Here is a 23,656-nt window from a genome sequence, read left to right on the forward strand (position 1 = left end):
GGCTTGCGCAAACAGGTCCTACTAGGTGCCACGAACGGGCGCATGGCTAAGTTCCGCTTCCGGACCGGCCTCCCCGCGCCCGCCACGTCAGTTGGCCGAACAGGTGGGCAGGGCGGAACCGTCCTGGCCGGAGCCGATCAGCTTCACGGCGTCGTAGGCGGCCGAGAGCGTGTCCACCTTGACCACCTGCAGCCCCGCCGGGACGTGCCCGGCGACGTCGTTGCAGTTGGCGCCGGGGGCCAGGAACACTGTGGCGCCGCTGTTCCGGGCGCCGACCATCTTCTGCGCGATGCCCCCGATGGCACCCACGTTCCCGGCGGGATCGATAGTGCCGGTGCCGGCAAAGTGCTTGCCGCCGGTCAGGTCGGTGGGGCTGAGCGTGTCGATGATGCCCAGGGCGAACATCATGCCGGCGCTTGGTCCGCCGACATTGCTCAACGCAATGGAAACCTCGAAGGGGAAATCGAATTTGGTGGCCAGGGAAATGCCCAGCAGGTACTTGCCGTTGCTGGCCAGCGCGGGCGTGACCTGGACATCTTGTTCCGCGGAGCCGCGGGACAGGTGCACTGTCACGGGCTTGCCGGCGCCCTCGGCCAGCGTTTTCTGCACCACGGCGATGCCCGTGATCGGCGCGCCGTTGATGGCGAGCAGGATGTCCCCGGCCTGGAGCTTGCCCGCGGAGGGCGAGCCCGAGGGAATCTGGGCCACCGACAACGAGGAGCCGTACTTGATGCCCAGCTGGTCCAGGGCGGCCGCCGTCGCACTTTCCTGCGAGGACGTCATGGCCGCGGCGTTCTCATTGCTGACTTCCGACTGGGTGAGGCCCGGAGGGTACATCAGCTCGGCCGGGTAGACGGCCCGGTTGGAGTCCAGCCACCCGGCCAGGGCCTGGAAGACGTTGATGCTGTTCTGCGGCAGCCCGCCATTGACGTAGACGGTGACCAGGTCGAGGTTTCCGCTGGTGGGGTACGTCTTTTCGCCGCTGATCTGGATGACGCTCTTGCCGTTGTCCGTGCCCAGGGTGTTGAATGTGGGGCCCGGGGACTCCACCACGTAGGGCACCGGAATCAGCAGTGCGGCCACACACAGCGCGGCGGCCAGCGCCCCGGAGACCAGCATGGTGGCGAAGCGGCCGTCACGCGGCCGTTGCGCCGACGTCTGCGCCGGCGGCCCTGCGGGTGTTTCCTCGCTCAAAGAATTTCCTCATCTGCGCCAGCCGGCGCCCAACACGACTCTTGTCCAAATGCCCAGCCTACAAGTTCCCGCCGCATGCAGGCTGTGAATCTCCGGGCTTTGCCTTCAGCGAACTCCCGCTCCGTTGGGGCGACAACCCCTTGGCGGCGGCGGTAACGTGAAACACATAGCCAAATCCTTCCAACGATCGGCCAGTGATGACCCAGAACCCAGCCAACAACGACGACGACACGCCCAAGGATCCGCTGTCAGAGATGCTGGCCAACCTCATGGGCGGCAAGGGCATGGAGGGCTTTGATCCGGCCGCGCTGGCAAAGGCCGCCGGCCTGCCCGAGGACCCCAACGCCCTGGCGGCGATCTTCTCCCAGGTCCAGTCCATGATGAACTCCTCCTCCGACGGAGCCGTCAACTGGGATCTGGCCCACGACCATGCCCGCCAGGCCGCCGCCGGTGGGGACCCCTCCGTCACCCCGGCCCAGTCCCGCGAGGTGGACGAGGCCCTGCGCCTGGCCGAGCTCTGGCTGGACCCCGTCACCGACCTGCCCAGCACCGGCATCATCGGCAAGGCCTGGTCCCGCGCCGAATGGGTCGAGGAAACCCTGGGCACCTGGAAGCGCCTCACCGAGCCGGTGGCCAATTCCATCGCCTTTGCCCTCTCCAGCACCATGGGCGAGCAGATGCCCGAGGAGATGAAGTCCATGATGGGCGGCGCCTCCTCCATGCTGGCCAACATGGGCGGCGCCCTCTTTGGCATGCAGCTTGGTGCCGCCGTCGGCGCGCTGGCCAAGGAAGTGGTCGGCTCCACCGACATCGGCGTCCCGCTGGCGGACCTGCAGATGGCGCTGCTGCCGGCCAACGTGGCCGCCTTTGGCGAGGGCCTTGACCTCCCGGAGCAGGAGGTCCGGCTGTTCCTGGCCCTGCGCGAGGCCGCCCATGCCCGGCTCTTTGTCCAGGTTCCGTGGCTGCGCGGCCACCTGCTGGGCGCCATCGAGTCCTATGCCCGCGGCATCCACATCGACATGTCCCGGATCGAGGGCCTGGCCCGCGATCTGGATCCGAGCAACCCGGAGGCCCTGCAGGCCGCCCTCTCCGAGGGTGTCTTCATGCCGGCCCGCACCCCGGAGCAGGATGCCGCGCTGGAGAAACTGGAAACGGCCCTGGCCCTGGTGGAGGGCTGGGTGGACGAGCTCACCTTCGAGGCCGCCCGCAACCTGCCCTCGGCCGGCGCCCTGCGCGAGACCATCCGCCGCCGCCGCGCCACCGGCGGCCCGGCCGAGCACGCCTTTGGCGCCCTGGTGGGCCTGGATCTGCGTCCGCGCCGGCTCCGCGAGGCCGCTGCGCTGTGGGCCTCGCTGAAGGATGCCCGCGGCATTGCCGGCCGCGACGCCATCTGGAAGCACCCGGACCTGCTGCCCACGGCCGAGGACCTGGACGATCCCGCGGGCTTCGCCGCACGCCGTTCCCTGCTGGAGGCCTCCGCCTCCGAGGTGGATGCGGCGCTGGAGCGGCTGCTGGCCGGCGGCTTTGATGCCAAGGACGACGGCGGGTCCGACGCCGATTCAGCGGACGACGGCGGTGACGCTGGTTCAGCGGACGGCGGCGGCGACGCTCCGAAGGCGTAGCAATTCCCTCCGCTACAGGGACGGCCTTCTGCATCCGGGATGCCCCATGCCGTCCGGGATGCTGCCGTGGCGCCGTCCTGGACGGGGAAGACCGTCGTGGGCGCGCGCTGGGACGCTAGGCCTCGTCGTCGTCCTCAAGGTCGTCTTCCATACCGTCGCCGGGGCCGGCGGCGAGGCCCCGCGAGGTGGCAAAAGTGACACCGTTCAGGAAGGCCTTGGCCTGTTCCAGCTGGGGATAGCCGGCCAGTTCCGCCCAGAACGCCGGCCCGTGCGAGGACACCAGCAGGTGCGCCAGCTCGTGCAGCAGCACGTAGTCCACCACCCAGGCGGGCATCCCCTGCAGCTGGTTGGACAGGCGGATGGTCCGGCGTGACGGGGTGCAGGACCCCCAGCGGGAATTCTGGTTGGACACCCACTTCACCGACACCGGCACCGCCCGTCCGCCCAGGTAGGCGGCCGAGAGCTCGGCGGCACGGCCCATCAGCGCATCGTCGCCCGAGGCAGTGCGGGGCATGCGGGCCTGCCGGGCCGTCTTGGCTTCCAGCTTGGCCACCATCCGCTCCACCCAGTGGCGTTCCTGGGCCTCGCTGAAGTGCGCGGGGATGGAGACCACCATGGTGCCGCCCTGCCAATTGGCGGACACGGTCCGCTTGCGCCGGGCCGAGCGGCGGACCTCAACGGGCGCGCTGGACTGGGCGCCCGTGCTGCCCAGGGGTGGAATCGTCATGTCTCGACGGTACCGCGGCCGGGGCCATCCCAGGTGCCGGGAAATCCGCTCTGTGGATAACCCCACACGCCCCTGTGCCGCATGCCACCATCGAAGAACAGGTGGCCGTTGACCGGATCCGGCCCGCATACGAAGGGGTGGATGCCGTGGTCCAGATCAACCCGGGACTGCGCGTGGTGCGGCGGTCCGCAGGCTGCATGCAGATCGGGGTGGGCCCGGGCGGGCTCATCGTGGAAGGGCTGAGCTCGCCGGAAGAGGACTTCGTCGGCGCCCTGGCCGTCGGGACGGCCGACCCCCTGGCCGCTTCCACCCGGCTGGGCATCACGCCGGAGCGGGCCCTCCACCTGCTTCAGATGCTGGCGCCGGCACTCTTTGCCGAACCATCCGCTCCTCCCATCCCGGGCCTGCGCGGCGAACGGCTAGCACCCGAGGAGCGGCTACTCCGGGCCGTCCACCACGCGCCGGCGGACGAGCTGCTGGCCTGCCGGGGACGCGCCGTCGTGCGCATCACGGGTCTGGGACGCACGGGCGCCGCCCTGGCGCAGGCCCTGGTGGGCGCCGGGGTGGGCACGGTGCTGCTGGAGGATGACGCCGTGGTGGGGGCGGCGGATGTGGGACCGGGCGGCTACCGGATCAGCGACATCGGCATGCCGCGCTCGGCCGCCGTGCGCCGCCAGCTGCTGGGCCTGGACCCGGGCTGCCAACCGCACGTCCTGCATTCAGGGTCGGAGGCCGGAAGCGTGTTCCATCTGCTGGACCTGGTGGTCCACTGCGGGCACGACACCCTTGACCCGGCGGCGTCGGCGGAGCTGATGCGCCGCGACCAGCCGCATCTGCTGGTGCTGCTGCGCGAACAGGACGGCACAGTGGGCCCGCTGGTGCTGCCGGGCGCCACGGCCTGCGCCGAATGCGTGGAACGGCACCGGGCCGATGCGGACCCCCAATGGCTGGGCCTGTGCGCCTCGCTGTCCCGCTCCCCCGCGCTTGGCGAGGATGCGCCCACGGCCCTGTCGCTGGCGGGCGCCGCGGCCCGGGCCGCGCTGCTGTTCCTCGACGGCGGGGCCGCCCCGGCCGCGTTGTCGGCCGTGCTGACGCTGCGCGCCGCCGACGGTGGCTGGTCCCGGCGCGAGTACCTGCCGCACCCGGACTGCGGCTGCCAATTCCAGCGTCAGGCCTTGGCCATGATCTCCAGTACGGCGTCACCGTAGCGTTCCAGTTTGGCCGGGCCCACGCCGGGCAGGCTGGCCAGCTGTTCCAGTGTCTCCGGGCCCGCCTCGGCGATGGCCACCAGCGTGGCGTCGGTGAAGACCACGTACGCGGGCACCTCGGCCGCCTTGGCCGCCTCCAGCCGCCACTGCCGCAGCGATTCAAACACTGCCTCCTCGTAGCCGGCCGGGCAGTCGGCGCAGCGGCCCATCTTGCGTTCGGCCCCGGAGCTGAGCATCTTGCCGCAGACCCGGCACGTCGTCGGCACTGCGGCCTTGCGCTGCTTGCGCGCCGTGGAGCCGGCCCGGACGCCGTAGGCGGGGGCGGTGGAGTTGGGCCGCAGCCCGTCCAGAAAGCGCGAGGGCTTGCGGTTGGCACGCCCGCCGGGCGTGCGGGCGGTGGACCAGGACAGGGTGAGGAATTCGCGGGCCCGGGTGATGCCCACGTAGAGCAGGCGCCGTTCCTCATCCACCGAGGCAGGGGAATCGGCGAAGGAGATGGGCATCAGGCCCTCGCTCATGCCCACGAGGAACACCGCGTCCCATTCCAGGCCCTTGGCGGAGTGCAGCGAGGCCAGCGTGACGCCCTGCACCGTGGGGGCATGCTGGGCGGTGGCCCGCTCCTGCAGCTCGGAGACGAAGTCGACCAGCGTGAAGCCGCCCTCGACCGAACCGCGCGTCACCACCAGCTCGTCGGCCAGCGCCACCAGCGCCGCCAGGGATTCCCAGCGCTCGCGCACGGCGCCGCCGGTCTTGGGGGCCTCGTCCTGGTACCCCAGGTTGCCCAGCACGTCGCGGACCATCTGGCCCACGGGCTCGTCCTCGGCGGCCCGGGAGGCGGCACGCAGCTGCAGGATCGCGTCGCGGACCTCCTTGCGGGCGAAGAACCGCTCGCCGCCGCGCAGCTGGTAGCCGATGCCGGCCGAGGCCAGCGCCTGCTCGTAGGCCTCGGACTGGCCATTGGTGCGGAAGAGCACGGCAATCTCGGCGGCCTGGGTGCCGGCGTCGATGAGCACCTTGATCCGGGCGGCGACGGCGGCGGCCTCGGCCTCGTCGTCGCTGCATTCCAGGAACTCCGGGGCCGGGCCCACGGGGCGCTGGGCCACCAGGTGCAGCGGCGGGGACCACAGGGCGTCGGCCTCGAAATCGCCGGAGCGCCGGGCGGCCAGCAGCGAGTTGGCCAGGCCCACCACCTGCGGCGTGGAGCGGTAGTCGCGGATCAGCTTGATCACCTGGGCCTGCGGATACCGGGACGGGAAGTCCAACAGGTGCCGCGGCGTGGCACCGGTAAAGGAGTAGATGGTCTGGCTGGCGTCGCCCACCACGCAGAGGTCGTCGCGGCCGCCCAGCCAGAGGTCGAGCATCCGCTGCTGGAGCGGGGACACATCCTGGTACTCGTCCACCACAAAGTGCCGGTACTGGTCCCGCACGGTGGCGGCCACCCGCGGATCCTCCTGCAGAATGCCCACATTGATCAGCAGGACGTCCTCAAAGTCGATCAGGTTCCGGTCAGTCTTGACGTCCTCGTAGGACTGGAACAGGCGTGCGACGGCGGTGCGGTCCAGGCCGCCGGGCTCGCCGCGGTCCGTGGCTTGGGTCAGGTAGGTCTCCGGCGTCAGCATGGACACCTTGGCCCATTCGATCTCCGCGGCGAGGTCGCGGATGGAGGCGCGGTCGCTGGAAAGCCGCAGCCGGCGTGCGGCCTCGCCGATGGTGGCGGCCTTGTGGTCCAGCAGGCCCGGGAGTTGGCCGCCGACGGCGTGCGGCCAGAAATACTGCAGCTGTCGCAGGGCGGCGGCGTGGAAGGTGCGGGCCTGCACCGTCCCGACACCGAGATCGCGCAGCCGGGTGCGCATTTCGGCGGCGGCGCGGGCGGTGAACGTCACGGCCAGCAGGCGCGACGGGTTGTAGACGCCGCTATGCACGCCATAGGCGATCCGGTGCGTGATGGCGCGGGTCTTTCCGGTGCCGGCGCCAGCCAGCACGCAGAGCGGCCCGTGCAAGGTGGTGGCGACGGCGCGTTGCTCCTCGTCCAGGCCGGAAAGAATGCGTTCCTCGAGGGTGCGCTCATCCATCAGCGGTGCGGCAAGGGGCGCGTGGCCCACCTTCTGCGGTTCAGCCACGGCCGGCCGCCTGGGACCCGGGATTGGCCGGCGGCGTGGGCTCGGCGACCGGAGAGGACCCGTCCGCCACGGCGGCCATGGCCGGCGGCGTGGGCTCGGCGATGGGGCCGCCGTGCCAGTGCTCGATCAGGGCGCGGGCAATGGACATCCGCGGCGGGATGGTCACCTCGCCGCCCAGCACGGCGGACTGCAGCTCGGGGCGGGTGAACCAGCGGGCACGGGTGACCTCGACGCCGTCGGGCGTGGCGACGTCGTCGTCCGTATAGGCAATGAAACCGAGCATCAGCGACGCCGGGAACGGCCACGACTGCGAGGCGAGGTAGCGCGGGGAGTGCAGGCGCACGCCCACCTCCTCGGCGATCTCGCGCACCACGGCCTGTTCCAGCGATTCCCCCGGTTCCACGAAACCGGCCAGTGTGGAGTACCGGTTGGACTCCCAGCTGCTGCCGCCGCCGAGCAGGATGCGGTCGTCGGCGCCCACCACGGCCACGATGATGGCCGGGTCCGTGCGCGGGAAGTGCTCGGTGCCGTCCGCGCTGCAGCGCCGCACCCAGCCACCGGATTCCGGCACGGTGGGTGCCCCGCAGCGGGGGCAGTGCGTGTGCGAGCGGTGCCAGTTGGCAATCGCATTGGCCTCGATGAAGACCAAGGCGTCCGCGGCATCAAGGGACGCGGCGGCCTCGCGGTAGCCCAGCAGTGTTGACCCGGGGGCCAGCCGCGTAAGGCCGGCGCCGTCGTCGTCGGGGTCCGGGTCCGGCACGGGAGCCAACAGCAGGTCCGTGTCCACGGCCACGCCGGTGAGCGCCGGCGTGCTGGAGCCCAGGAAGATGGCGTTCCCGCCCGCGGGCAGCACGGTGGGGTCAAGGAAGACGATCCGGCCGTCCTTCACCAGCGTCTTCCCGCCGGTGAGCACCATGGTCCGGTATGCGCCGCCGGCCCGCGCGGAGTCGAGGAAACCCTCCACCGCACGGCGCTCGGTGCCTCGGTCCAACACGGCATGGGGCCAGGGCAGCGGCAGGGCGTCAATCATGCTTCTACCGTACGCAGTTGCGCCGACAATTCACACTCGGGATACCACGCCGAGGGCACCGAAAAGCGTGTCCTTGGCAACGCATCTTTCGACTCGCCGCCGCGCCTCTCCCGGTTCCCGGGCATCGGCCCTACGGTGGAAAGGTGAGAAGAATGACGCCCATCGAATTGGCAGCCGTGGCCAGTGCCGCCGTGCCCGGACTGAACCTGACGGCCTGCGCCGCCGACTACGACGACGCCACCGACTTCGAATCAGCCCTGTTGGTGGACTCCGACGGCAGGCGCTGGCGCGTCCGCTCCCCCAAGCATGCCGAGGCCAGCACGCGGCTGGAGACCGAGCTGGCCGTCCTGCGTGCCTTCTCCCCCGCCGTCCGTGCCGAACTGCCGTTCCTGATGCCCACCGTGGCCGGAACCGTGCGCAAGGGCGAGCTTTCCACCTTTGTCTATTCCCATCTGGCCGGCCACCCGCGCTCCGTGGAGTCGCTGGCATCCGGCGGCGCCGCCGTCGCCCGCGAGCTGGGCGCCGCCATTGCCGCCATCCACGACCTTCCGCCGGCGCTCGTCAGCGGCGCGGACCTGCCCAGCTACACGGCCAACGAGTTCCGCCAGCGCAAGCTCAACGAGCTGGACCAGGCCGCCACCACCGGCAAGATCCCCGCCGCCCTGCTGCGCCGCTGGGAGCACGCGTTGGAGGATGTGGCCCTGTGGCGCTTCAGCCCGGCAGTGGTGCACGGCGATCTGCATGAGGACAACATCCTGCTCGAGGGCACCCGCGTGATGGCCGTGATCGGCTGGACCGACCTGCGCGTGGGCGACCCCGCCGACGACTTTGCCTGGCTGGTGGCCGTGAACGACCACGCGTTTGTAGACAAGGTGCAGGAGGCCTACTCGGCCGCCCGCAAGGACGCCCCGGACCGGCACCTGCTGCGCCGCGCCGCACTGAGCGCCGAGTTTGCCCTGGCCCAGTGGCTGGTCAAGGGCGTGGCCACGGACAACCCGTCCATGGTGGCCGAGGCCGAGGGCATGCTGCGCGCGCTCGAGCACGACATCGCCACCTACGGCGGCCAGCCGATCGCCACCGAGCCTCCCGTGGTGGCCCCGGCGCATTCGGCCGCCGTCACCCCGGTGGCCATCCCGTCCGAGCCGGCTGCGGCCACGGCGGGCGGCACAGCTGCAGGCGGCACGGCTGCTGGCGGCACGTCCAAACCAGCGTCCGACGGCGCAGCGGACAAGGCTGCGGCCCGGAAGCCTGCCGCCGTGGAGGCAGCTCCCGGGTCCGAAGCTCCGTCCGCTGCCGACGAGCCCCCTGCACCCGCTGACGCTTCCGCCGAGGCCACCGATGGCAGTGGCACGGCGCCGGACGGCGCGGAGCCCAAGGGCGACGCCGGAAAGCCGGCCGACGCCGCCAAGGCACCGCCCGGCAAGGAAAACCTGGACACGGCTGCCATGTCGGTCATCCCGCTGCACAAGTAGAACTGGAGCGCGGCCGGCCCCGCTGGTGGAGCGCAGCCGAGACCAGGTGCGCCGGGTGGTTTCGACAGGCTCAACCACCGAGGCGGGCACCATCGGCGCTACATGGCGTAGGCGTTGGTGACGATGGCCTCCAGTTCCGCCTCGCCGGCGAGGTCGAGCGGCCGGACCAGGGCATCCTGGCCGACGAAGTAGAAGGCCGCCCGGACCTGCTCCAGCGGCACGTCCTTCAAGCGCGACCACGCCAGCCGGTAGACGGCCAGCTGCACCGCACGCACGGCCAGCTGGGCCGGGTTGGGCTTGGCCCCTGTCTTCCAGTCGATCAGGTCCCAACCGCCATCGTCGTCCCGGAAGACGGCGTCGATCCGGCCGCGCACCACGACGTCGGCCACACGCGTCTCCACCGGCACCTCCAGGGCCGCCGGCGTCCGGTCGGCCCACATCGAGGATTTGAAGGTCTCGCGCATTTCCTCCAGCCCGTAGGCCTCGTCCACATAGGCATCCGCACCGGCAAACTCGTCGATGTCCAGCTGGCCGGACGTGCCAAAGTACTCCTCCACCCAGGCGTGGAAGGCGGTGCCCTTGCGGGCCGCCATGCCGGGCTTGCGGGGCACCGGGCGGCGCAGGTTCCGGGTCACTGTGGCCGGGTCGTCGCCCAATGCCACCAGCAGCGAGGCCGAAATGTGCGCCGGAAGCTGGACCGAGAGCGTGCTGGTGTCCAGCTTGGACTGGGCCAGCAGCAGCTCGGTTTCCATCCCCCAGCGCGGATTCCCCGCCGCCACTGCCAGCAACGCACCCGCCGCACCGGGGCCAGCCTGTGCCACGGCGTCCTCCACGGCGGCCAGCCGCTCCAGCACGGCGGCGGCGGAGCGCTCGGCATTGGCCCGGCGGCCGGCGTGCGGGGCGCCGGCCGTCTTGCCCGTGATCTGCGGCCCCTCCAGCGGATCGTAGGGCCAGACGGCGCTGATCGTTCCCACGCTCAGCGGGTTCTCCACCCCCGGTTCGGGGTCCTCCAGCCACGCCAGGATCCGCGCCTGGCCCGAACCATCCCCGGCCAGCGGCAGCAGCGAGGCCAGGAATGGCGAGACCTCGGTGAAGCTGGCCCGGCCCGCGCTCCAAATGGTGGCCGAGCAGACCAGGACGTCGCGGGCCCGGGTGTAGGCAACATAGGCCAGCCGGCGTTCCTCCTCCTCGGCATGTGCCCTCACGTCCTCGGCAAAGAGCTTCTCGCTGTCCAGCCAGCTCTTCTGGTCCTCCCCGCCCAGGTCCCAGGCGGGGAGGTCGTTCCGGTCCCCGCGCAGCGGCCAGGGCAGCTGGCCGGCACCGGTGGACCAGCGGTCCGCCGTCGCGCTCGGGAACGCGCCCTGGTTCAGGCCCGGCACAAAGACCACGTCCCATTCCAGCCCCTTGGAGGCGTGGACCGTCAACAGCTGCACGGCGTCGGGGTTGGGCTCCGGCGCTGTCATGGACAGGCCGTCCTCCTGGGCCTCGGCCGTCTCCAGCCAGCCCAGGAAGGCGAGCAGGTCCACGCGTTCGGCGGCCTGCATGAAGTCCGCGGCGGCGTCCTGGAAGGCATCCAGGTTCCGGCGGGCCTGGTGGATGGTGAACTGCGGTTTGGCGGCCAGCTCGATGTCCAGCAGCATGGTCCGTTCCACCTCGCCCAGCAGGTTGGTGAGATCGTCCCCGACAAAGCCGCGCAGCATCCGCAGCTCGTCGCGCAGGGCGATGAGCCGTTCGCGGGCGACGGGCGTGAGGGTGCGTTCCAGCGCGGCCGGCCAGTAGTCCGGGCCAAGGTAGTCCAGCGCCTCGACCAGGCTGGCACTGTCCACCATGTCCTGCTCCACCGGTGCCGCATCCACCCCGGAGTTCTCGTCCTCGGCCGCGGGATCAAAGGCGCGGTGGTCCCGGGCCGCCCGTTCACGCCGCCGGGAAAGGTACCGGGACCAGTCGGCCAGGGCCATCAGGTCCGCCGGGCCGATCCGCCAGCGGGCGCCTGTGAGCAGGCGCATCAGAGCGTCCGAGCGGCCGGGGTCGGCCAGCACGCGAAGGGTGGCCACCAGATCCACAATCTCCGGCGTGGCCATCAGCCCGCCCAGGCCCACGATCTCGTAGGGGATGCCGCGGGCATCAAAGGCGGCGGCCAACGGCTCAAACTGGGCCCGGCGGCGGCACAATACCGCCACGGTGGTGGGGTCCGGCGCGGTGGCCCCGCCGCCGAAGCCCTTGTGGGCCAGAATGTCCCTGGCGATGGCCTCGCATTCGGCCTCCACCGTCTCGTAGCGTGCCAGCAGCACCTGGCCGTTGGTGGCCTTCGGGCGCTCCTGCAGCGGCGACACCCGGATCCGCGGGCCCGGCTCGCGGCGCTCGCGCGCCCGCAGCTCGGCGGCGGCATTGAGCTGCCCGGAAATGACGTTGGCCGCCCCCAGGATCCGGGCGGAATTGCGCCAGGCGATGGTCAGCTGCGCGGTGGACGCGTAGCCGCCGTCGTGCTTGCGGAAGATCTCCGGGAAGCGGAACAGCTGCCCGGAGGAGGCCCCGCGGAAGCCGTAGATGGACTGGTGCGGGTCCCCGACGGCGGTGACGGGGTGTCCGCCGCCGAACAGCTTGGAAAACAGCGCCAGCTGGGCGTGCGAGGTGTCCTGGAATTCGTCCAGGAGCACCACCTTGTAGCGCTGGCGCTCCAACGCCGCGGCCTGCGGGACCTCATCCGCGATGCGTGCCGCCAGCGCCACCAGGTCGCCAAAATCCAGGGCATTGCGGTGCCGCTTGGCGGTGGCGTAGCGCTCCACCATGGCCGCCACGGAGCCGCGGGTGCGGAAGATGTCCGCCAGCCTGGCGGCCGCCAGCGTGGGGGCCTTCGTGGCGCCCTCCTGGTACGGCATGGCAGCCAGCTGTTCCGCCAGCCCGTCGGCCATGGCGCGCACGGCGGTGGGGTCCTGCAGGTGCTCGGCGCACTCCCCCGCCATGGACATCAAGCCCTTGACCAGGGAGGATTTGGCGGCGGTGAAGTGCTCGTGCGGTCCCTCGTAGGCCTGGACGACGTCGCTGGCCAGCTGCCAGGCCTCCGCCCCGCCCAGCACGACGGCGTCGCGCTCCACGCCGAGGCGCAATCCGTAGTCGGTGACGATCCCGGCGGCGTAGGAGTGGTAGGTGGACACCTTCGGTTCCAGCGCGTCCTGGGCCGCCGCGGCCGGGGCCAGCTCGACGGCGCCCGTCTTCGCCAGCGCCGCCAGCTTGGCCAACTGGCGGCGGATCCGGGCGGCGAGCTCGCCGGCGGCCTTGCGCGTGAACGTCACGCCGAGGATCTCCTCTGGCAGCACCAGCCCGTTGGCCACCAGCCACACCACGCGGTCCGCCATTGTGGTGGTCTTGCCCGAGCCGGCGCCGGCAATGACCAGCAGCGGTTCCAGGGGCGAGGAAATGATGGCGGCCTGCTCCTCGGTCGGCGGCAGCTGGTTCAAGAGCTCCGCCAGCTCGTAGGGCGAGAGGATGGGCCGCTCGGCGGGCTCCCCGGCGGACCCGGTGGAAGTCCCGGCGTCTGCGGTGGAGGCCCCGGGTCCGGTGCCGTTCGGCTCTGCGTCGGGCGTGCTCATTCGGTGACCTGCTTTCCTTCGGTGCACAGCGGGCAGATTTCCGGCACGGCGCAGCCGCCGGCAAACCCGCCGGCCCCGGGGTCGTGGCGGGCCTCGAAGTGGGCGCCTGACATGAGCTCGGCGGCCTCCATCACCAAATCCAGCGCCCAGGAATCGCCGGGGTCCAGTGCTTTCTGGTCCTGGGTCTTCATGCCCTTGGTGGCGTCGCCGAGCGGGGCGAGCGCGGCCCCGCCGGACACGGCGCCGTCCGGGACGCCGTCGTGCCCGTTGAACGCGCCGGCCAGAATGGCGGCCTGGTAGGCGCCGAGCTGCGGGTGGGTCTCCAACTCCTTCGCGGCGGGCTTGCGCCGGCCGGTCTTGAGGTCGATCACCACCAGGTTGCCATTGGCGTCCTTTTCCAGCCTGTCGATCTGCCCCTTCAGCCGGACGATGTGGTGCTCGCCGGGCAGGTCCACGCTGAAGTCCGCCTCCACGGCCAGCAGCTCCCGGCCGCGGGAGCGCATGTCCAGCACATACAGGGCCATCTTGCGCACCATCTCCTGGGCGCGGGCAAAGTCCGCCTGGCTCTCCCAGGTGTCGGGCATGCCCAGCGAGGGCCAGCGCCGGGTGAGCTCCGCCAGATACTCGTGCCCGGCGGCGTCGGGCAGGTCCTGGGCAATCGCGTGGATCAGCGTGCCCAGGCTGCGGGCGAAGTCAGTGGCGGCCTCCCCGCCGGCGGCCTTGATGAACCAGTTCAGCGGGGACTTGTGCACGGCGTCCACCTTCGACGGCGACACATTCACCACCGCGCCCTCGGCGGCCAGCGGCTCGGTGCTGCTCAGCGGCGCCAGCCCCCACCACGAGTCCGGGTGGGCGCCGGGGATGCCCTCGGCGGCCAGCACCGCCAGCAGCCGGGCGGCCTCGGCATCGGCATTGAGCTCCGATTCCTGGCGCAGCTCCGGGACCAGCGTGCGCAGCGTCATGGGGCGGGGCACCTGCTCCACCGGGCGGTGTTCCGGGCCGCCGTCCTCCGGTTGGAAGGGCAGCACGATGTCCAGGAACTGCGAGGGCTGGAGCTCGTGGCTGGAGGCAGCGGTGCAGATCAGCCGCTCGGTGGCGCGGGAGATGGCCGCGGCAAAGCTGCGCAGCTCGTCGTAGCGGATCTCGCGCAGCCGGGCCGCGGCGTCGATCTGGCGGGCGGCCTGCGCACCGCGCTCGGCCACGTCCACCAGCAATTGGCTGCCCAGCAGCTCCCCGCGCAGGCGGGTGTTGGGCCAGACGCCCTCCTGCAGCCCGGCGACGATCACCACTGGCCATTCGCGCCCGGACGCGCTGGCCGGGGTGAGGATCTCGACGGCGTCGCTGCGCTGGGCGCGCGCCGCCAGGGTGTCCATCGGCAGGTCCTGGCTGAGCAGGTATTCCAGGAACTGCTGCGGGCTGGAGCCGGGCAGTTGGTCCACATAGCGCTCCGCCGTCTGGAACAGGGCCATGATTGCATCGAGGTCGCGGTCCGCCCGGATGCCCGCCGGCCCGCCTTTGAGCGCCTGGGCGGCCCAGGTGTCGGAGCAGTCGGCCGCCTCCCAGAGCGCCCACAGCACCGTCTCCGCGTTGGCCCCGGGCTCGGCGACGGCGGCCCGGCCGGCCTGGAGCATGCGCGCCAGCCGGGCGGCGTTGGAGGCCTCCCAGCCCAGCTGGGACAGGATGGCCGGGTCCAGCAGCGCGTCCACCAGCAGGGAATCGCTCTCGCGCCCGCCACCGGCGCCCAGCTCCGCCTTGCGCAGCCCCTGGCGGAGCCGGCGCAGGTGGATGGTGGTGGAGCGGCCCAGCCGCGACGTCAGCAGGGACACGGCCATGGCGGCGTCGAGCAGGCCCGGGTCCAGCGAGACGTGGAAGGCGTCCAGCAGCGGGCGGACGGCGGCCTCGTCGCGGACCGGGTTCTCGGCCACGGGCACCTTCACCGGAATGCCCTGCCCGCTGAGGTAGCGCTGCAGGGCCGCCAGGTGCGAGCCCGTGCGCACGATGACGGCCATCTGGCCCAGCTCATAGCCCTGGGCGTGCTGCAGGTTCAGGATCCGCTCCGCCACGAGCCGGAGCTCGTGCACCTCGGATGCCACCAGGTGGACGGCGACGGCGGGCTGTGCGGCAGCGGGGGCCCGAACCCCGGCGTCGGGGGTTTCAGTCCCGGGGGTGCCGGCGACGACGCGGGGCTCCCCGATGGCCCCGGCGTCGGGCTCCCACTCCAGCAGCCGGGCCTTGTGCCCGCCGCGGGTCTGGGAGATCCGCGCGGCCACCGAGCCCCAGGAGGCGGCCAGTTCCGGCCCCATCCGGTGCGAGGTCCGCAGCACGAATTCGCCCACCGTGACACCCATCGCCGGGTCCGCGAGGTGGTCCCGCACGGTGCCGGCCAGGTCCGGCCGGGCGCCGCGGAAGCCCTGCACCACCGTGTCCGGGCTGGCCGTGGCGAGCACGTCCTTGCCGCGGCCCAGCATGGCCAGGAGTTCGTGGATGGCCTGGTTGGCCTCCTGGATGTCGTCGACCAGGATCAGCTGGAGCCGGTCGCGCTCGAGCTGGAGGTATTCCCCGTCCTGGCTGAACAGGTTTGTCACGGAGGTGATGATGCCGGCGGGGTCGTAGGAGCCGGACTTCCCCCAATCCACCACGTCGCGGTATTCGCCGTACAGCGAGGCCGCGGCCACCCAGTCCGGGCGGCCGTTCTCCGTTCCCAGCCGGGACAGTTCCTCGGGGTCGATGCCGTATTCGATCACCCGGTCAAAGAGCTGGCGGACCTCCTGGCGGAAGCCGCGGGTGCCCAAGGCATCCCTCAGGTCCGCGGGCCATGCGGGCGCCCGGCCCAGCCCCTGCCGATGCCCGTCCAGCAGCTCCTTGATGATGAGGTCCTGTTCGGGGCCGCTGAGCAGCCGGGGCGCACGCTCGATGTGCGGCAGCCGCCCCTCCACCTTGGCCCGGCGCAGCACGTCAAAGGCATAGGAGGACCAGGTCCTCGCCGGGGAGATGCTCAGGCTGCGGTTCAGCCGGGCGCTGAGCGCATCGCGCAGCCGGGCGGCCGACAGGCGCGAGGGCCCCAGCAGCAGCACGCCCGCCGGGTCGACGCCGTCGTGCTCGATCCGCTTCACCGCGGATTCCACCAGCACCGTGGACTTCCCGGTGCCCGGGGCGCCCCACACCAGGGCCGGGCCGCTGCCCGGGGCCAGATCGACCACGCTCTGCTGGTCCGCCGACAATGTGGGGGCCACAAGCTCGACGGCGGCCGGCGCGGCCAGGGCCAGGGTGGGAGTGCTGCTCATGGCTCCAGTCCATCACGAGGCACCGACAGGTCCACATCCGGCGCCTCCTGGCGTGCCATGTCCTCGCGGACGGCATCCAGCGCCGCCAGCTGCGCATCGTCCGGATTCCAGCGCGCGGTGCGCATGTCCACCCGCCAGGACGCGTCCTCGCCCGTGGTCTTGCCGCGCAGCGCCGTCCCCTCGCTGAGGTACTGGGCCAGTGCCCGCTCGTCGTGGCCCTGCGGCGGCAGCCCGCCGGCGCGGATCACCCGCCACCACGGCACATCGGAGCCATAGCGGGCCAGCACGGAGCCCACTTGGCGCGGTCCGCCGGATTCCAGCAACACCGCAATGTCCCCGTAGGAGAGGACATGTCCGGCGGGGATCAGTGCCGCCACGGAAAGGACCGCGTCAATGTAAGCCGTGCGCATGGGATCCAGCGTACGCAAGGGCACGCCGGCGTTGTCGGAACGTGCCTGTAGCGTGGGGGCATGAGCAGTTGGAGCACACAACCCCGGGCCGCATTCGACGTCGAGACCACCGGCCGCAATCCCCGCGAGGCGCGCCTGGTGACCGCCTCCATAGTGGTGGTGGACGGCGCCGGGAAGGTCATCGAGGAGCACGAGTGGCTAGCCAACCCCGGTGTGGAGATCCCCGAGGAGGTCACGGCCATCCACGGTGTCACCACCGCCCACGCCGTGGAGCACGGCCTGCCGGTGGCCGACGTCGTCGGACAGGTGTCGACCGTGCTGGCGGACCTCTTTGCCCGCGGCATTCCGGTGATCGCGTACAACGCCAGCTACGACTTCACCGTGCTGGCCTCCGAGGCGGCGCGGCACGGCGTCGCGGCCATTGACGCCACCCTCGTGATCGACCCCTACATCTGCAACAAGCACGTGGACAAATACCGCCGCGGCAGCCGCACCCTGGGCGCACTCTGCGAGGAGTACGGCATTCCCCATGACGATGCGCACACCTCGGCCGCCGACGCCCTCGCCACCATCCGGCTGGCGGAGGCCTTGGCCGCCAAGTACCCCGCACTGGCGATCGACGCCGCCAGGCTCCACCAGGCGCAGATCGGCTGGGCCGACGCACAGGCCGCGGACTTCCAGGGCTACCTCCGCCGGACCAAGCCCGAGGCCGTCATCGAGGGTGCCTGGCCAGTGCTCCCGTAGCTCCAAAACAAGTGAATGAGAGCCATATCACAAAGGTTCCACCGATCGGCGGCCCTCTGCGGTGCCGCCGATCGTTTTGCTGGACACCCGCGAAATGCCCGCCACGGCCCTCCCGAAGCACTGTGGCTGAACATTCTTCCGAAAATCCGAATTCTTGACGTTGATGGTTCGCCCCTAACGGCCGTTCGCACTGGATGACATAATTTAGTTCGACAGGTCGAGTTCTGGTAGTGCCCTGGGGCACATCGGAGGGCTCCCTGCACTCGCGAACCCCACCCATGGATGTCGTGGACCGGGGACCTCTATGAAAGTGATTGTTTGATGAACAACAAAGCCCTCAAGTGGCTCGTTGCGGCTCCCGTAGCCGTAGCCCTCGCCTTCTCCCTGGCCGCCTGCGGCAGCTCCACCGCCACCAGCAGCTCCACGGCCACCACCGATGCCCTGGCCGGCAGCGACCAGCAGTCGCTGGACAAGTACACCACCAAGGACGTCACCCCCCTGGACAAGATCGACAAGTCCAAGCTGGGCCTGATCGTCCCCGGAACCATCACGGTGGGCACGCTCTCCGACGCCCCGCCGAACATCTTCATCGACAAGGACGGCAAGTTCACCGGCTTCGACAACGAGCTGCTTCGCGCCGTCGCCGCAAAGCTTGACCTGAAGGTTGAGTTCAAGTCCACCGACTTCTCGGCCCTGCTGGCCCAGGTGCAGAACAAGCAGTTCGACGTCGGCTCCTCCTCAATCTCCACGACGGACAAGCGCCGCCAGAACGTCGGCTTCACCAACGGCTACGACTTTGGCTACATGGCCGTCGTGACGAAGACGGACGCCACCGTCAAGTCGTTCAAGGACCTGAGCAAGGACACCCGCATCGGCGTGATCCAGGGCACCGTCCAGGATGACTACGTCACCAACACCTTGAAGCTGGAAGCTGTCCGGTTCCCGGATTACAACACCGCCTACGCGAACCTGAAGAACGGCCAGATCGACGCATGGGTCGCTCCGTCCCAGCAGGCCTCGGGGCAGATCAAGGAAGGCGACAACACCCACATCGCCGAGTCGATCATCAACACCCAGAACTTCACCGCCTACGCCGTGAACTCTGGGAACCATCCGCTCATCGACGCCATTAACTCCGGCCTGGACGCCGTCGTGGCCGACGGCACTTGGGGCAAGCTGGCCAAGGAGTGGTACCCGACCCGCGAAACCCCCACCACTTGGTCCCCGGGCTCCAAGGCCGTCAAGCTCCCGTAAGGCGCACGCATGAATGCATTCGAGCAGTTCCTCAAAACATTCTTTGACTGGCAGGCCATGGGGGCGGTCATCCCCAACCTGCTTACTGTCGGCTTGCCAAACACCCTGATCCTGGCAATCTCCTCGGGCATCCTGGGCTGCGTCTTTGGCCTTCTCCTTGCCGTGATGGGCATCTCCCGGAACCCGGCGGCCCGCGGGATCGCACGGGTCTACACGGACATCCTCCGTGGCCTGCCCGCCATCCTGGTCATCCTGGTGATTGGCATTGGCATGGGCCCCACCGTCCGTGCCTTGACCGGAAGCACCAACCCGTACCCGCTTGCCATTTTGGCTTTGTCCTTGATGGCTACGGCGTACATCGGTGAGATCTTCCGTTCCGGCATTCAGAGTGTGGAAAAGGGACAGCTCGAAGCATCTCGTGCCCTGGGCTTCAGCTACGGCGCCGCCATGATCCTGGTGGTCATCCCCCAAGGCATCCGCCGGGTGCTGCCCGCATTGGTCAACCAGTTGATCCACTTGATCAAGGACTCATCCCTGATCTACATGTTGGGTCTGCTGGGCAGCCAGCGCGAGATCTTCCGCATCGGAAATGACGCCGCGGCCAACTCCGGAAACCTTTCGCCCCTCGTTGCTGCCGGCGTTCTGTACCTGCTGATGACCGTGCCGCTGACGCACGTCGTCAACTACATGGACAAGCGCATGCGTGAAGGCAAGGCGCAGAAGGTTGAGCCGGATGAGGCAGCAGCAATTATCGGAAAGGGCGCCAAGGCATGAGCGAATTTTCGTCGGGTACCCTGACCGCAAAGAACATCCACCTGTCCTTCGGATCCAACCGTGTGCTCCGCGGCATCGACCTGCACGTTCCGCAGGGCACCACGGCCTCCGTGATCGGCCCCTCGGGTTCGGGCAAGTCCACGCTGCTGCGCGTGATGAACCGCTTGATTGAACCCGAGCAGGGCGACATTCTGCTCGACGGCCGCTCGGTTCTGCAGGACAACCCGGACGAGCTGCGCCGCCGCATCGGCATGGTGTTCCAGCAGTTCAACCTGTTCCCGCACAAAACCGTGCTGGACAACGTCTCGCTGGCACTGCGCAAGATCCGCAAGCTGCCCAAGGACCAGGCAAATGCCGAGGCCCTGGCGCAGCTGGATCTGGTGGGGCTGCGGCACAAGGCAGACGCCCGCCCAGCCAACCTCTCGGGTGGACAGATGCAGCGGGTGGCCATCGCCCGCGCGCTGGCCATGAAGCCCGAGGTGATGTTCTTCGACGAGGCCACGTCCGCACTGGACCCCGAGCTGGTCAAGGGCGTCCTCGCCCTGATGGCCGACCTCGCCAAGGGCGGCATGACCATGGTGGTGGTGACGCATGAGATGGGCTTCAGCCGCAACGTCTCCGACACCGTGACCTTCATGGACGGCGGCGTGGTGGTGGAGACGGGCGCTCCGGACCAGCTCTTTCTGGATCCGCAGACCGACCGGTTGCAGAGCTTCCTCTCGGACGTTCTCTAGCCCCGTCGGGGGGGCAGGTTCGGCAATTTCCCGGCGACTGTGGCACCACGCCGCAAGCGGCCACGTGCCCCTTGACGTCGCCTACGGAAATTGCCTGCCCTGCCGCAGCCGTGGACGCATCCCGAACGGGGAATGGCGTCCCCGGTGGAATGATCCACCAGGAACGCCGTTGCAGCATCCGTTTGCCTCGGGAAGCTTAGGCAGTCGCCTTAGCGGCCGCGTTTGCGGCGGCGGGGAGGGCACCGATGATGCGGTCCATCACGGCGTCGTCGTGGGCGGCGGAGAGGAACCAGGCCTCGAAGACGCTCGGGGGCAGGTACACGCCGGAGTCCAGCATGGAGTGGAAGAACGGCGCGTAGCGGAAGGACTCCTGGGCCAGGGCGTCGGCGTAGTTGTGCACGCCGTGGGCGGAGGTGCCGAACGCAACGGAGAACAGGTTGCCGGCGCGCTGGATGGAGTGGTCCACCCCGGCGGCGTCCAGGGCCTGGGCCAGTGCGGCGGAGAGCTGGAGCGAGCGGGCATCCACCGTGGCGTAGACCTCGGCGGTGGCGGCGGTCAGCGTGGCCACACCGGCGGCCATCGCCACCGGGTTTCCGGACAGCGTGCCGGCCTGGTAGACCGGGCCCAGCGGAGCCAGGAAGTCCATGACGTCGCGGCGGCCGCCCAGGGCCGCCGTCGGAAGCCCGCCGCCGATGACCTTGCCGAAGGTGAACAGGTCCGGCGTCCAGTGCTCTTTGCCGTCGGCGTTGCCGCCGGTGAGGCCCCAGTAGCCGGCCGGGCCGACGCGGAAGCCGGTGAGGACCTCGTCAAAGATCAGCAATGCGCCGTGGGCGGAGGTGATCCGGGACAGGCCGGCGTTGAAGCCCTCCCCCGGGGTCACGACACCCATATTGGCGGGCGCGGCCTCGGTGATGACGGCGGCGATGTTCTCACCGTGCGCGGCAAAGGCGGCCTCGACGGCGGAGAGGTCGTTGTACGGCAGCACCAGGGTCTCGGCGGCGGTTGCGGCCGTGACACCGGCGGAACCGGGCAGGGCCAGCGTGGCCAAGCCGGAGCCGGCGGAGGCCAGCAGGCCGTCAAGATGCCCGTGGTAGCAGCCGGCGAACTTGATGATCAGGTTGCGGCCGGTGAAGCCGCGGGCCAGGCGCACGGCGGTCATGGTGGCCTCGGTGCCGGTGGAGACCATGCGAAGGCGCTCGACGGCGGGGATCCGGGCCTGCACCAGGGCGGCCAGGTCGCCCTCGGCCGGAGTGGAGGCGCCAAAGCTCAGGCCGTGGTCGACGGCGGCGTGCACGGCGGCGAGCACGTCCGGGTGGGCGTGGCCCAGCAGGGCCGGGCCCCAGGAGCAGACCAGGTCGGCGTAGTCCTTGCCCTCGGAGTCGGTCAGGTAGGCGCCCTTGGCGTTCACCATGAAGCGCGGGGTGCCGCCCACGGAGCCAAAGGCCCGCACGGGCGAGTTCACGCCACCGGGCATCAGGGATTTGGCGCGGTCAAAAAGTTCTTCGGAGCTGGTCATAGGTCCATTCTTTCAAATCAATGCTGCGGCAGGGGTCAGGGGTTGCGGAGCCAGCCGGCCAGCTCGGCCGCCCAGTAGGTGAGGATCATGTTGGCGCCGGCGCGCTTGATGCCCAGCACGGACTCCTCGATGGCCTTACGGCGGTCGATCCAGCCGTTCGCCGCGGCGGCCTCGATCATCGCGTACTCGCCCGAAATCTGGTAGGCGGCCACCGGCACCGGGGACATGGCGGCGACGTCGGCCAGCACGTCCAGGTAGCTCATGGCCGGCTTCACCATCACCATGTCGGCACCCTCTTCAAGGTCCAGCTCCACCTCCATCAGCGCCTCGCGGCGGTTGGCAGCGTCCATCTGGTACGTGCGGCGGTCGCCGGTGAGCTGCGAATCCACTGCCTCGCGGAACGGGCCGTAGAACGCGGAGGCGTACTTGGCGGCGTAGGCCAGCACGGCCACGTCCTGGAATCCGGCGGCGTCCAGGGCCTGGCGGATCACGGCGATCTGCCCGTCCATCATGCCCGAGGGCGCCAACACGTGCGCGCCGGCCTCGGCCTGGGCCACGGCCATCTTGGCATAGATCTCCAGCGTGGCGTCGTTGTCGACGGTGCCGTCGGCGGCCAGGACGCCGCAGTGCCCGTGGTCGGTGAACTCGTCCAGGCAGACATCGCTCATGACCACCAGATCGTCGCCGACGGCGGCCCGGACGTCGCGGATGGCCTTGTTCAGCACACCGTTGGGGTCCAGCGAGGCGGAGCCGACGGCGTCGCGCACGGCCGGGATGCCGAACAGCATGATGCCGCCCAGCCCCAGGTCGCGGGCTTCAAGCGCCGCTGCCACCAGCGATTCGGTGGTGTGCTGGACGACGCCGGGCATGGACGTGATCGGCTTGGGCTCCGTCAGGTCCTCGCGGATGAAGACGGGGAGGATCAGCTCGGCCGGATCCAGCCGGTGCTCGGCCACGAGCCGGCGCAGGGCCGGGGTGGTGCGCAGGCGGCGCGGACGGTGGTGGGGAAAGCTCACGGATGGCTCCTTGGGGTGGTTCGAAGTATTCGTGGTTCTAAACGGTGGGGCGGGCGGTGCTGCGGGCGCAGACCAGCGCGTCCACGATGCCGGCCGGCGTGGGGTGAGTGGCCGTGGCGGCCACGTCCATGCCCAGGCGCTCCGACTCGGCCCGGGTGGGCTGGCCGATGGCGATGAGCAGGCACTCGGCGGGCAGCGGGGCCAGCAGCGTGTGGATCCGCCGGGCCGCGCTGCCAGAGGCGGCGACGACGGCGTTGATCGCGCCGGAGCGGACCTCGGCGGCCGCTTCGGCCGGTGTCAACAACGGGTGCCCGGCGGCAACAGGCGCCGTGGCTGTATCGGCGGCCCAGTCCTTGCTGGGCGCCAGCACGGCGGTCAGCCGGTGGGACTCCCGGGCCGGATAGTCGACCGTCACATAGGCGATAACTGCGTCGACGTGGAAACCGGCGGCGGCGATGCCCTCTTCCAGCCCGGGCTCGGCCAGGTTGGAATGCGGCACCAGCACCTCGCCGGTGCCGGGGGGCCAGAGCGCCACCAGCCCGTCGGCGGACTGGATGTCCACCGGAGCCAGCTCGACGGCGAGGCCCTCGGCTTCCAAAATCCGCCGCGACGACGGCCCGATGGTGGCGACCCTCGTGGTGGCGGGAACCAGCTCCGCCAGGGTGGTGGAATGTCCGGCGCACCACTGCTTGAGCGCGCGCACGGTGGTGATGGAGCTGACCACCAGCCACAGGTACTCCCCCGCGGCCAGGCACTGCAGCGACGCATCCAGGGCCGCGGCGTCCGGTGCCACCTCAAAGTCGATCAGCGGCACCAGCACCGGCTCGGCCCCGGCGGCTGCCAAGGCGTCCGCCAAGGCCCCCGCCCGGTCCCGGCTGCGCGTGATCGCCACGCGCAATCCGGCCAGCGGTGCGGGTTTCGGCTCCGCTTGGGCCCACGGCTGCGAGGGCCCCGAAGCGAG

Annotated in this window: 17 protein-coding genes; 7 read left to right on the plus strand and 10 right to left on the minus strand. The window is 70.4% G+C overall.

Annotated elements, in window-relative coordinates; genetic code table 11:
• Positions 1–87: 87 nt before the first annotated feature.
• Positions 88–1,194 (minus strand): YlbL family protein, encoded by a 1,107-nt coding sequence (locus tag ACQCSX_RS09280; protein WP_427018697.1) that lies wholly within the window; start codon positions 1,192–1,194, stop codon positions 88–90.
• 197 nt (positions 1,195–1,391) lie between these two features.
• On the opposite strand from ACQCSX_RS09280, the gene ACQCSX_RS09285 reads away from it, so the two are divergent.
• Positions 1,392–2,816: a zinc-dependent metalloprotease gene (locus ACQCSX_RS09285; RefSeq protein WP_427018698.1), complete on the plus strand. Its 1,425-nt coding sequence runs from the start codon at positions 1,392–1,394 to the stop codon at positions 2,814–2,816.
• A gap of 115 nt (positions 2,817–2,931) precedes the next feature.
• On the opposite strand, the gene ACQCSX_RS09290 is transcribed toward ACQCSX_RS09285, so the two are convergent.
• Positions 2,932–3,543, minus strand: a complete 612-nt coding sequence (locus ACQCSX_RS09290) for a M48 family metallopeptidase (protein WP_427018699.1) — start codon at positions 3,541–3,543, stop codon at positions 2,932–2,934.
• Positions 3,544–3,617: 74 nt separating this feature from the next.
• On the opposite strand from ACQCSX_RS09290, the gene ACQCSX_RS09295 reads away from it, so the two are divergent.
• Positions 3,618–4,751 carry a ThiF family adenylyltransferase gene (locus ACQCSX_RS09295; RefSeq protein WP_427018700.1) on the plus strand — a complete coding sequence of 378 codons (1,134 nt, stop codon included), beginning with the start codon at positions 3,618–3,620 and terminating at the stop codon, positions 4,749–4,751.
• On the opposite strand, the gene ACQCSX_RS09300 is transcribed toward ACQCSX_RS09295, so the two are convergent.
• Both ACQCSX_RS09300 and nudC read right to left on the minus strand, forming a co-directional pair.
• Positions 4,712–6,823: an ATP-dependent DNA helicase UvrD2 gene (locus ACQCSX_RS09300; protein ID WP_427019018.1), complete on the minus strand. Its 2,112-nt coding sequence runs from the start codon at positions 6,821–6,823 to the stop codon at positions 4,712–4,714. The genes ACQCSX_RS09295 and ACQCSX_RS09300 overlap by 40 nt on opposite strands.
• A gap of 40 nt (positions 6,824–6,863) precedes the next feature.
• Complete coding sequence (gene nudC / locus ACQCSX_RS09305) at positions 6,864–7,901, minus strand: NAD(+) diphosphatase (protein WP_427018701.1); 1,038 nt, start codon at positions 7,899–7,901, stop codon at positions 6,864–6,866.
• Between the two features lie 152 nt (positions 7,902–8,053).
• On the opposite strand from nudC, the gene ACQCSX_RS09310 reads away from it, so the two are divergent.
• A complete protein-coding gene (locus tag ACQCSX_RS09310; protein WP_427018702.1) occupies positions 8,054–9,373 on the plus strand; it encodes a phosphotransferase in 1,320 nt (439 codons plus the stop codon).
• 98 nt (positions 9,374–9,471) lie between these two features.
• On the opposite strand, the gene ACQCSX_RS09315 is transcribed toward ACQCSX_RS09310, so the two are convergent.
• From ACQCSX_RS09315 to ACQCSX_RS09325, 3 genes are read right to left on the minus strand one after another with little or no spacing between them, the layout of a single operon-like run.
• On the minus strand, positions 9,472–12,963 hold the full coding sequence (locus tag ACQCSX_RS09315; RefSeq protein WP_427018703.1) for an ATP-dependent helicase: 3,492 nt from the start codon (positions 12,961–12,963) through the stop codon (positions 9,472–9,474).
• Positions 12,960–16,247 (minus strand): ATP-dependent helicase, encoded by a 3,288-nt coding sequence (locus ACQCSX_RS09320; RefSeq protein ID WP_427018704.1) that lies wholly within the window; start codon positions 16,245–16,247, stop codon positions 12,960–12,962. The genes ACQCSX_RS09315 and ACQCSX_RS09320 overlap by 4 nt, the downstream gene beginning before the upstream one ends.
• On the minus strand, positions 16,244–16,657 hold the full coding sequence (locus ACQCSX_RS09325; protein WP_427018705.1) for an MGMT family protein: 414 nt from the start codon (positions 16,655–16,657) through the stop codon (positions 16,244–16,246). The genes ACQCSX_RS09320 and ACQCSX_RS09325 overlap by 4 nt, the downstream gene beginning before the upstream one ends.
• Before the next feature lie 60 nt (positions 16,658–16,717).
• On the opposite strand from ACQCSX_RS09325, the gene ACQCSX_RS09330 reads away from it, so the two are divergent.
• The 4 genes from ACQCSX_RS09330 to ACQCSX_RS09345 all read left to right on the plus strand — a co-directional run bounded on the left by ACQCSX_RS09330 (position 16,718) and on the right by ACQCSX_RS09345 (position 20,163).
• Entirely contained in the window at positions 16,718–17,401 is a 684-nt protein-coding gene (locus ACQCSX_RS09330; RefSeq protein WP_427018706.1) for a 3'-5' exonuclease, read from the plus strand.
• 321 nt (positions 17,402–17,722) lie between these two features.
• Positions 17,723–18,655 (plus strand): ABC transporter substrate-binding protein, encoded by a 933-nt coding sequence (locus ACQCSX_RS09335; protein WP_427018707.1) that lies wholly within the window; start codon positions 17,723–17,725, stop codon positions 18,653–18,655.
• Positions 18,656–18,664: 9 nt separating this feature from the next.
• Positions 18,665–19,429, plus strand: a complete 765-nt coding sequence (locus ACQCSX_RS09340) for an amino acid ABC transporter permease (protein ID WP_427018708.1) — start codon at positions 18,665–18,667, stop codon at positions 19,427–19,429.
• Positions 19,426–20,163: an amino acid ABC transporter ATP-binding protein gene (locus ACQCSX_RS09345; RefSeq protein ID WP_427018709.1), complete on the plus strand. Its 738-nt coding sequence runs from the start codon at positions 19,426–19,428 to the stop codon at positions 20,161–20,163. Before ACQCSX_RS09340 ends, ACQCSX_RS09345 begins: the two co-directional genes overlap by 4 nt.
• A 196-nt stretch (positions 20,164–20,359) precedes the next feature.
• Here the strand turns inward: ACQCSX_RS09345 and hemL are convergent, their stop codons facing one another.
• From hemL to ACQCSX_RS09360, 3 genes are read right to left on the minus strand one after another with little or no spacing between them, the layout of a single operon-like run.
• Positions 20,360–21,679 (minus strand): glutamate-1-semialdehyde 2,1-aminomutase, encoded by a 1,320-nt coding sequence (gene hemL / locus ACQCSX_RS09350; protein WP_427018710.1) that lies wholly within the window; start codon positions 21,677–21,679, stop codon positions 20,360–20,362.
• 35 nt (positions 21,680–21,714) lie between these two features.
• Positions 21,715–22,695 (minus strand): porphobilinogen synthase, encoded by a 981-nt coding sequence (gene hemB / locus ACQCSX_RS09355; RefSeq protein ID WP_427018711.1) that lies wholly within the window; start codon positions 22,693–22,695, stop codon positions 21,715–21,717.
• Positions 22,696–22,732: 37 nt separating this feature from the next.
• Positions 22,733–23,587, minus strand: a complete 855-nt coding sequence (locus ACQCSX_RS09360; RefSeq protein ID WP_427018712.1) for a uroporphyrinogen-III synthase — start codon at positions 23,585–23,587, stop codon at positions 22,733–22,735.
• Positions 23,588–23,656 lie beyond the last annotated feature (69 nt).

This window comes from Pseudarthrobacter sp. P1 (assembly GCF_050156935.1).
Lineage (GTDB): Bacteria > Actinomycetota > Actinomycetes > Actinomycetales > Micrococcaceae > Specibacter.

What these genes read in the sequence shown, in the direction of transcription:
- ACQCSX_RS09300 (WP_427019018.1), bottom strand. Translation starts at nt 6,823, where the DNA reads ATGGATGAGCGCACCCTCGAGGAACGCATTCTTTCCGGCCTGGACGAG.
- ACQCSX_RS09285 (WP_427018698.1), top strand. Translation starts at nt 1,392, where the DNA reads ATGACCCAGAACCCAGCCAACAACGACGACGACACGCCCAAGGATCCG.
- ACQCSX_RS09320 (WP_427018704.1), bottom strand. Translation starts at nt 16,247, where the DNA reads ATGAGCAGCACTCCCACCCTGGCCCTGGCCGCGCCGGCCGCCGTCGAG.
- ACQCSX_RS09345 (WP_427018709.1), top strand. Translation starts at nt 19,426, where the DNA reads ATGAGCGAATTTTCGTCGGGTACCCTGACCGCAAAGAACATCCACCTG.
- ACQCSX_RS09315 (WP_427018703.1), bottom strand. Translation starts at nt 12,963, where the DNA reads ATGAGCACGCCCGACGCAGAGCCGAACGGCACCGGACCCGGGGCCTCC.
- ACQCSX_RS09325 (WP_427018705.1), bottom strand. Translation starts at nt 16,657, where the DNA reads ATGCGCACGGCTTACATTGACGCGGTCCTTTCCGTGGCGGCACTGATC.
- ACQCSX_RS09340 (WP_427018708.1), top strand. Translation starts at nt 18,665, where the DNA reads ATGAATGCATTCGAGCAGTTCCTCAAAACATTCTTTGACTGGCAGGCC.
- ACQCSX_RS09310 (WP_427018702.1), top strand. Translation starts at nt 8,054, where the DNA reads ATGACGCCCATCGAATTGGCAGCCGTGGCCAGTGCCGCCGTGCCCGGA.
- nudC (WP_427018701.1), bottom strand. Translation starts at nt 7,901, where the DNA reads ATGATTGACGCCCTGCCGCTGCCCTGGCCCCATGCCGTGTTGGACCGA.
- hemL (WP_427018710.1), bottom strand. Translation starts at nt 21,679, where the DNA reads ATGACCAGCTCCGAAGAACTTTTTGACCGCGCCAAATCCCTGATGCCC.
- ACQCSX_RS09330 (WP_427018706.1), top strand. Translation starts at nt 16,718, where the DNA reads ATGAGCAGTTGGAGCACACAACCCCGGGCCGCATTCGACGTCGAGACC.
- ACQCSX_RS09335 (WP_427018707.1), top strand. Translation starts at nt 17,723, where the DNA reads ATGAACAACAAAGCCCTCAAGTGGCTCGTTGCGGCTCCCGTAGCCGTA.
- ACQCSX_RS09290 (WP_427018699.1), bottom strand. Translation starts at nt 3,543, where the DNA reads ATGACGATTCCACCCCTGGGCAGCACGGGCGCCCAGTCCAGCGCGCCC.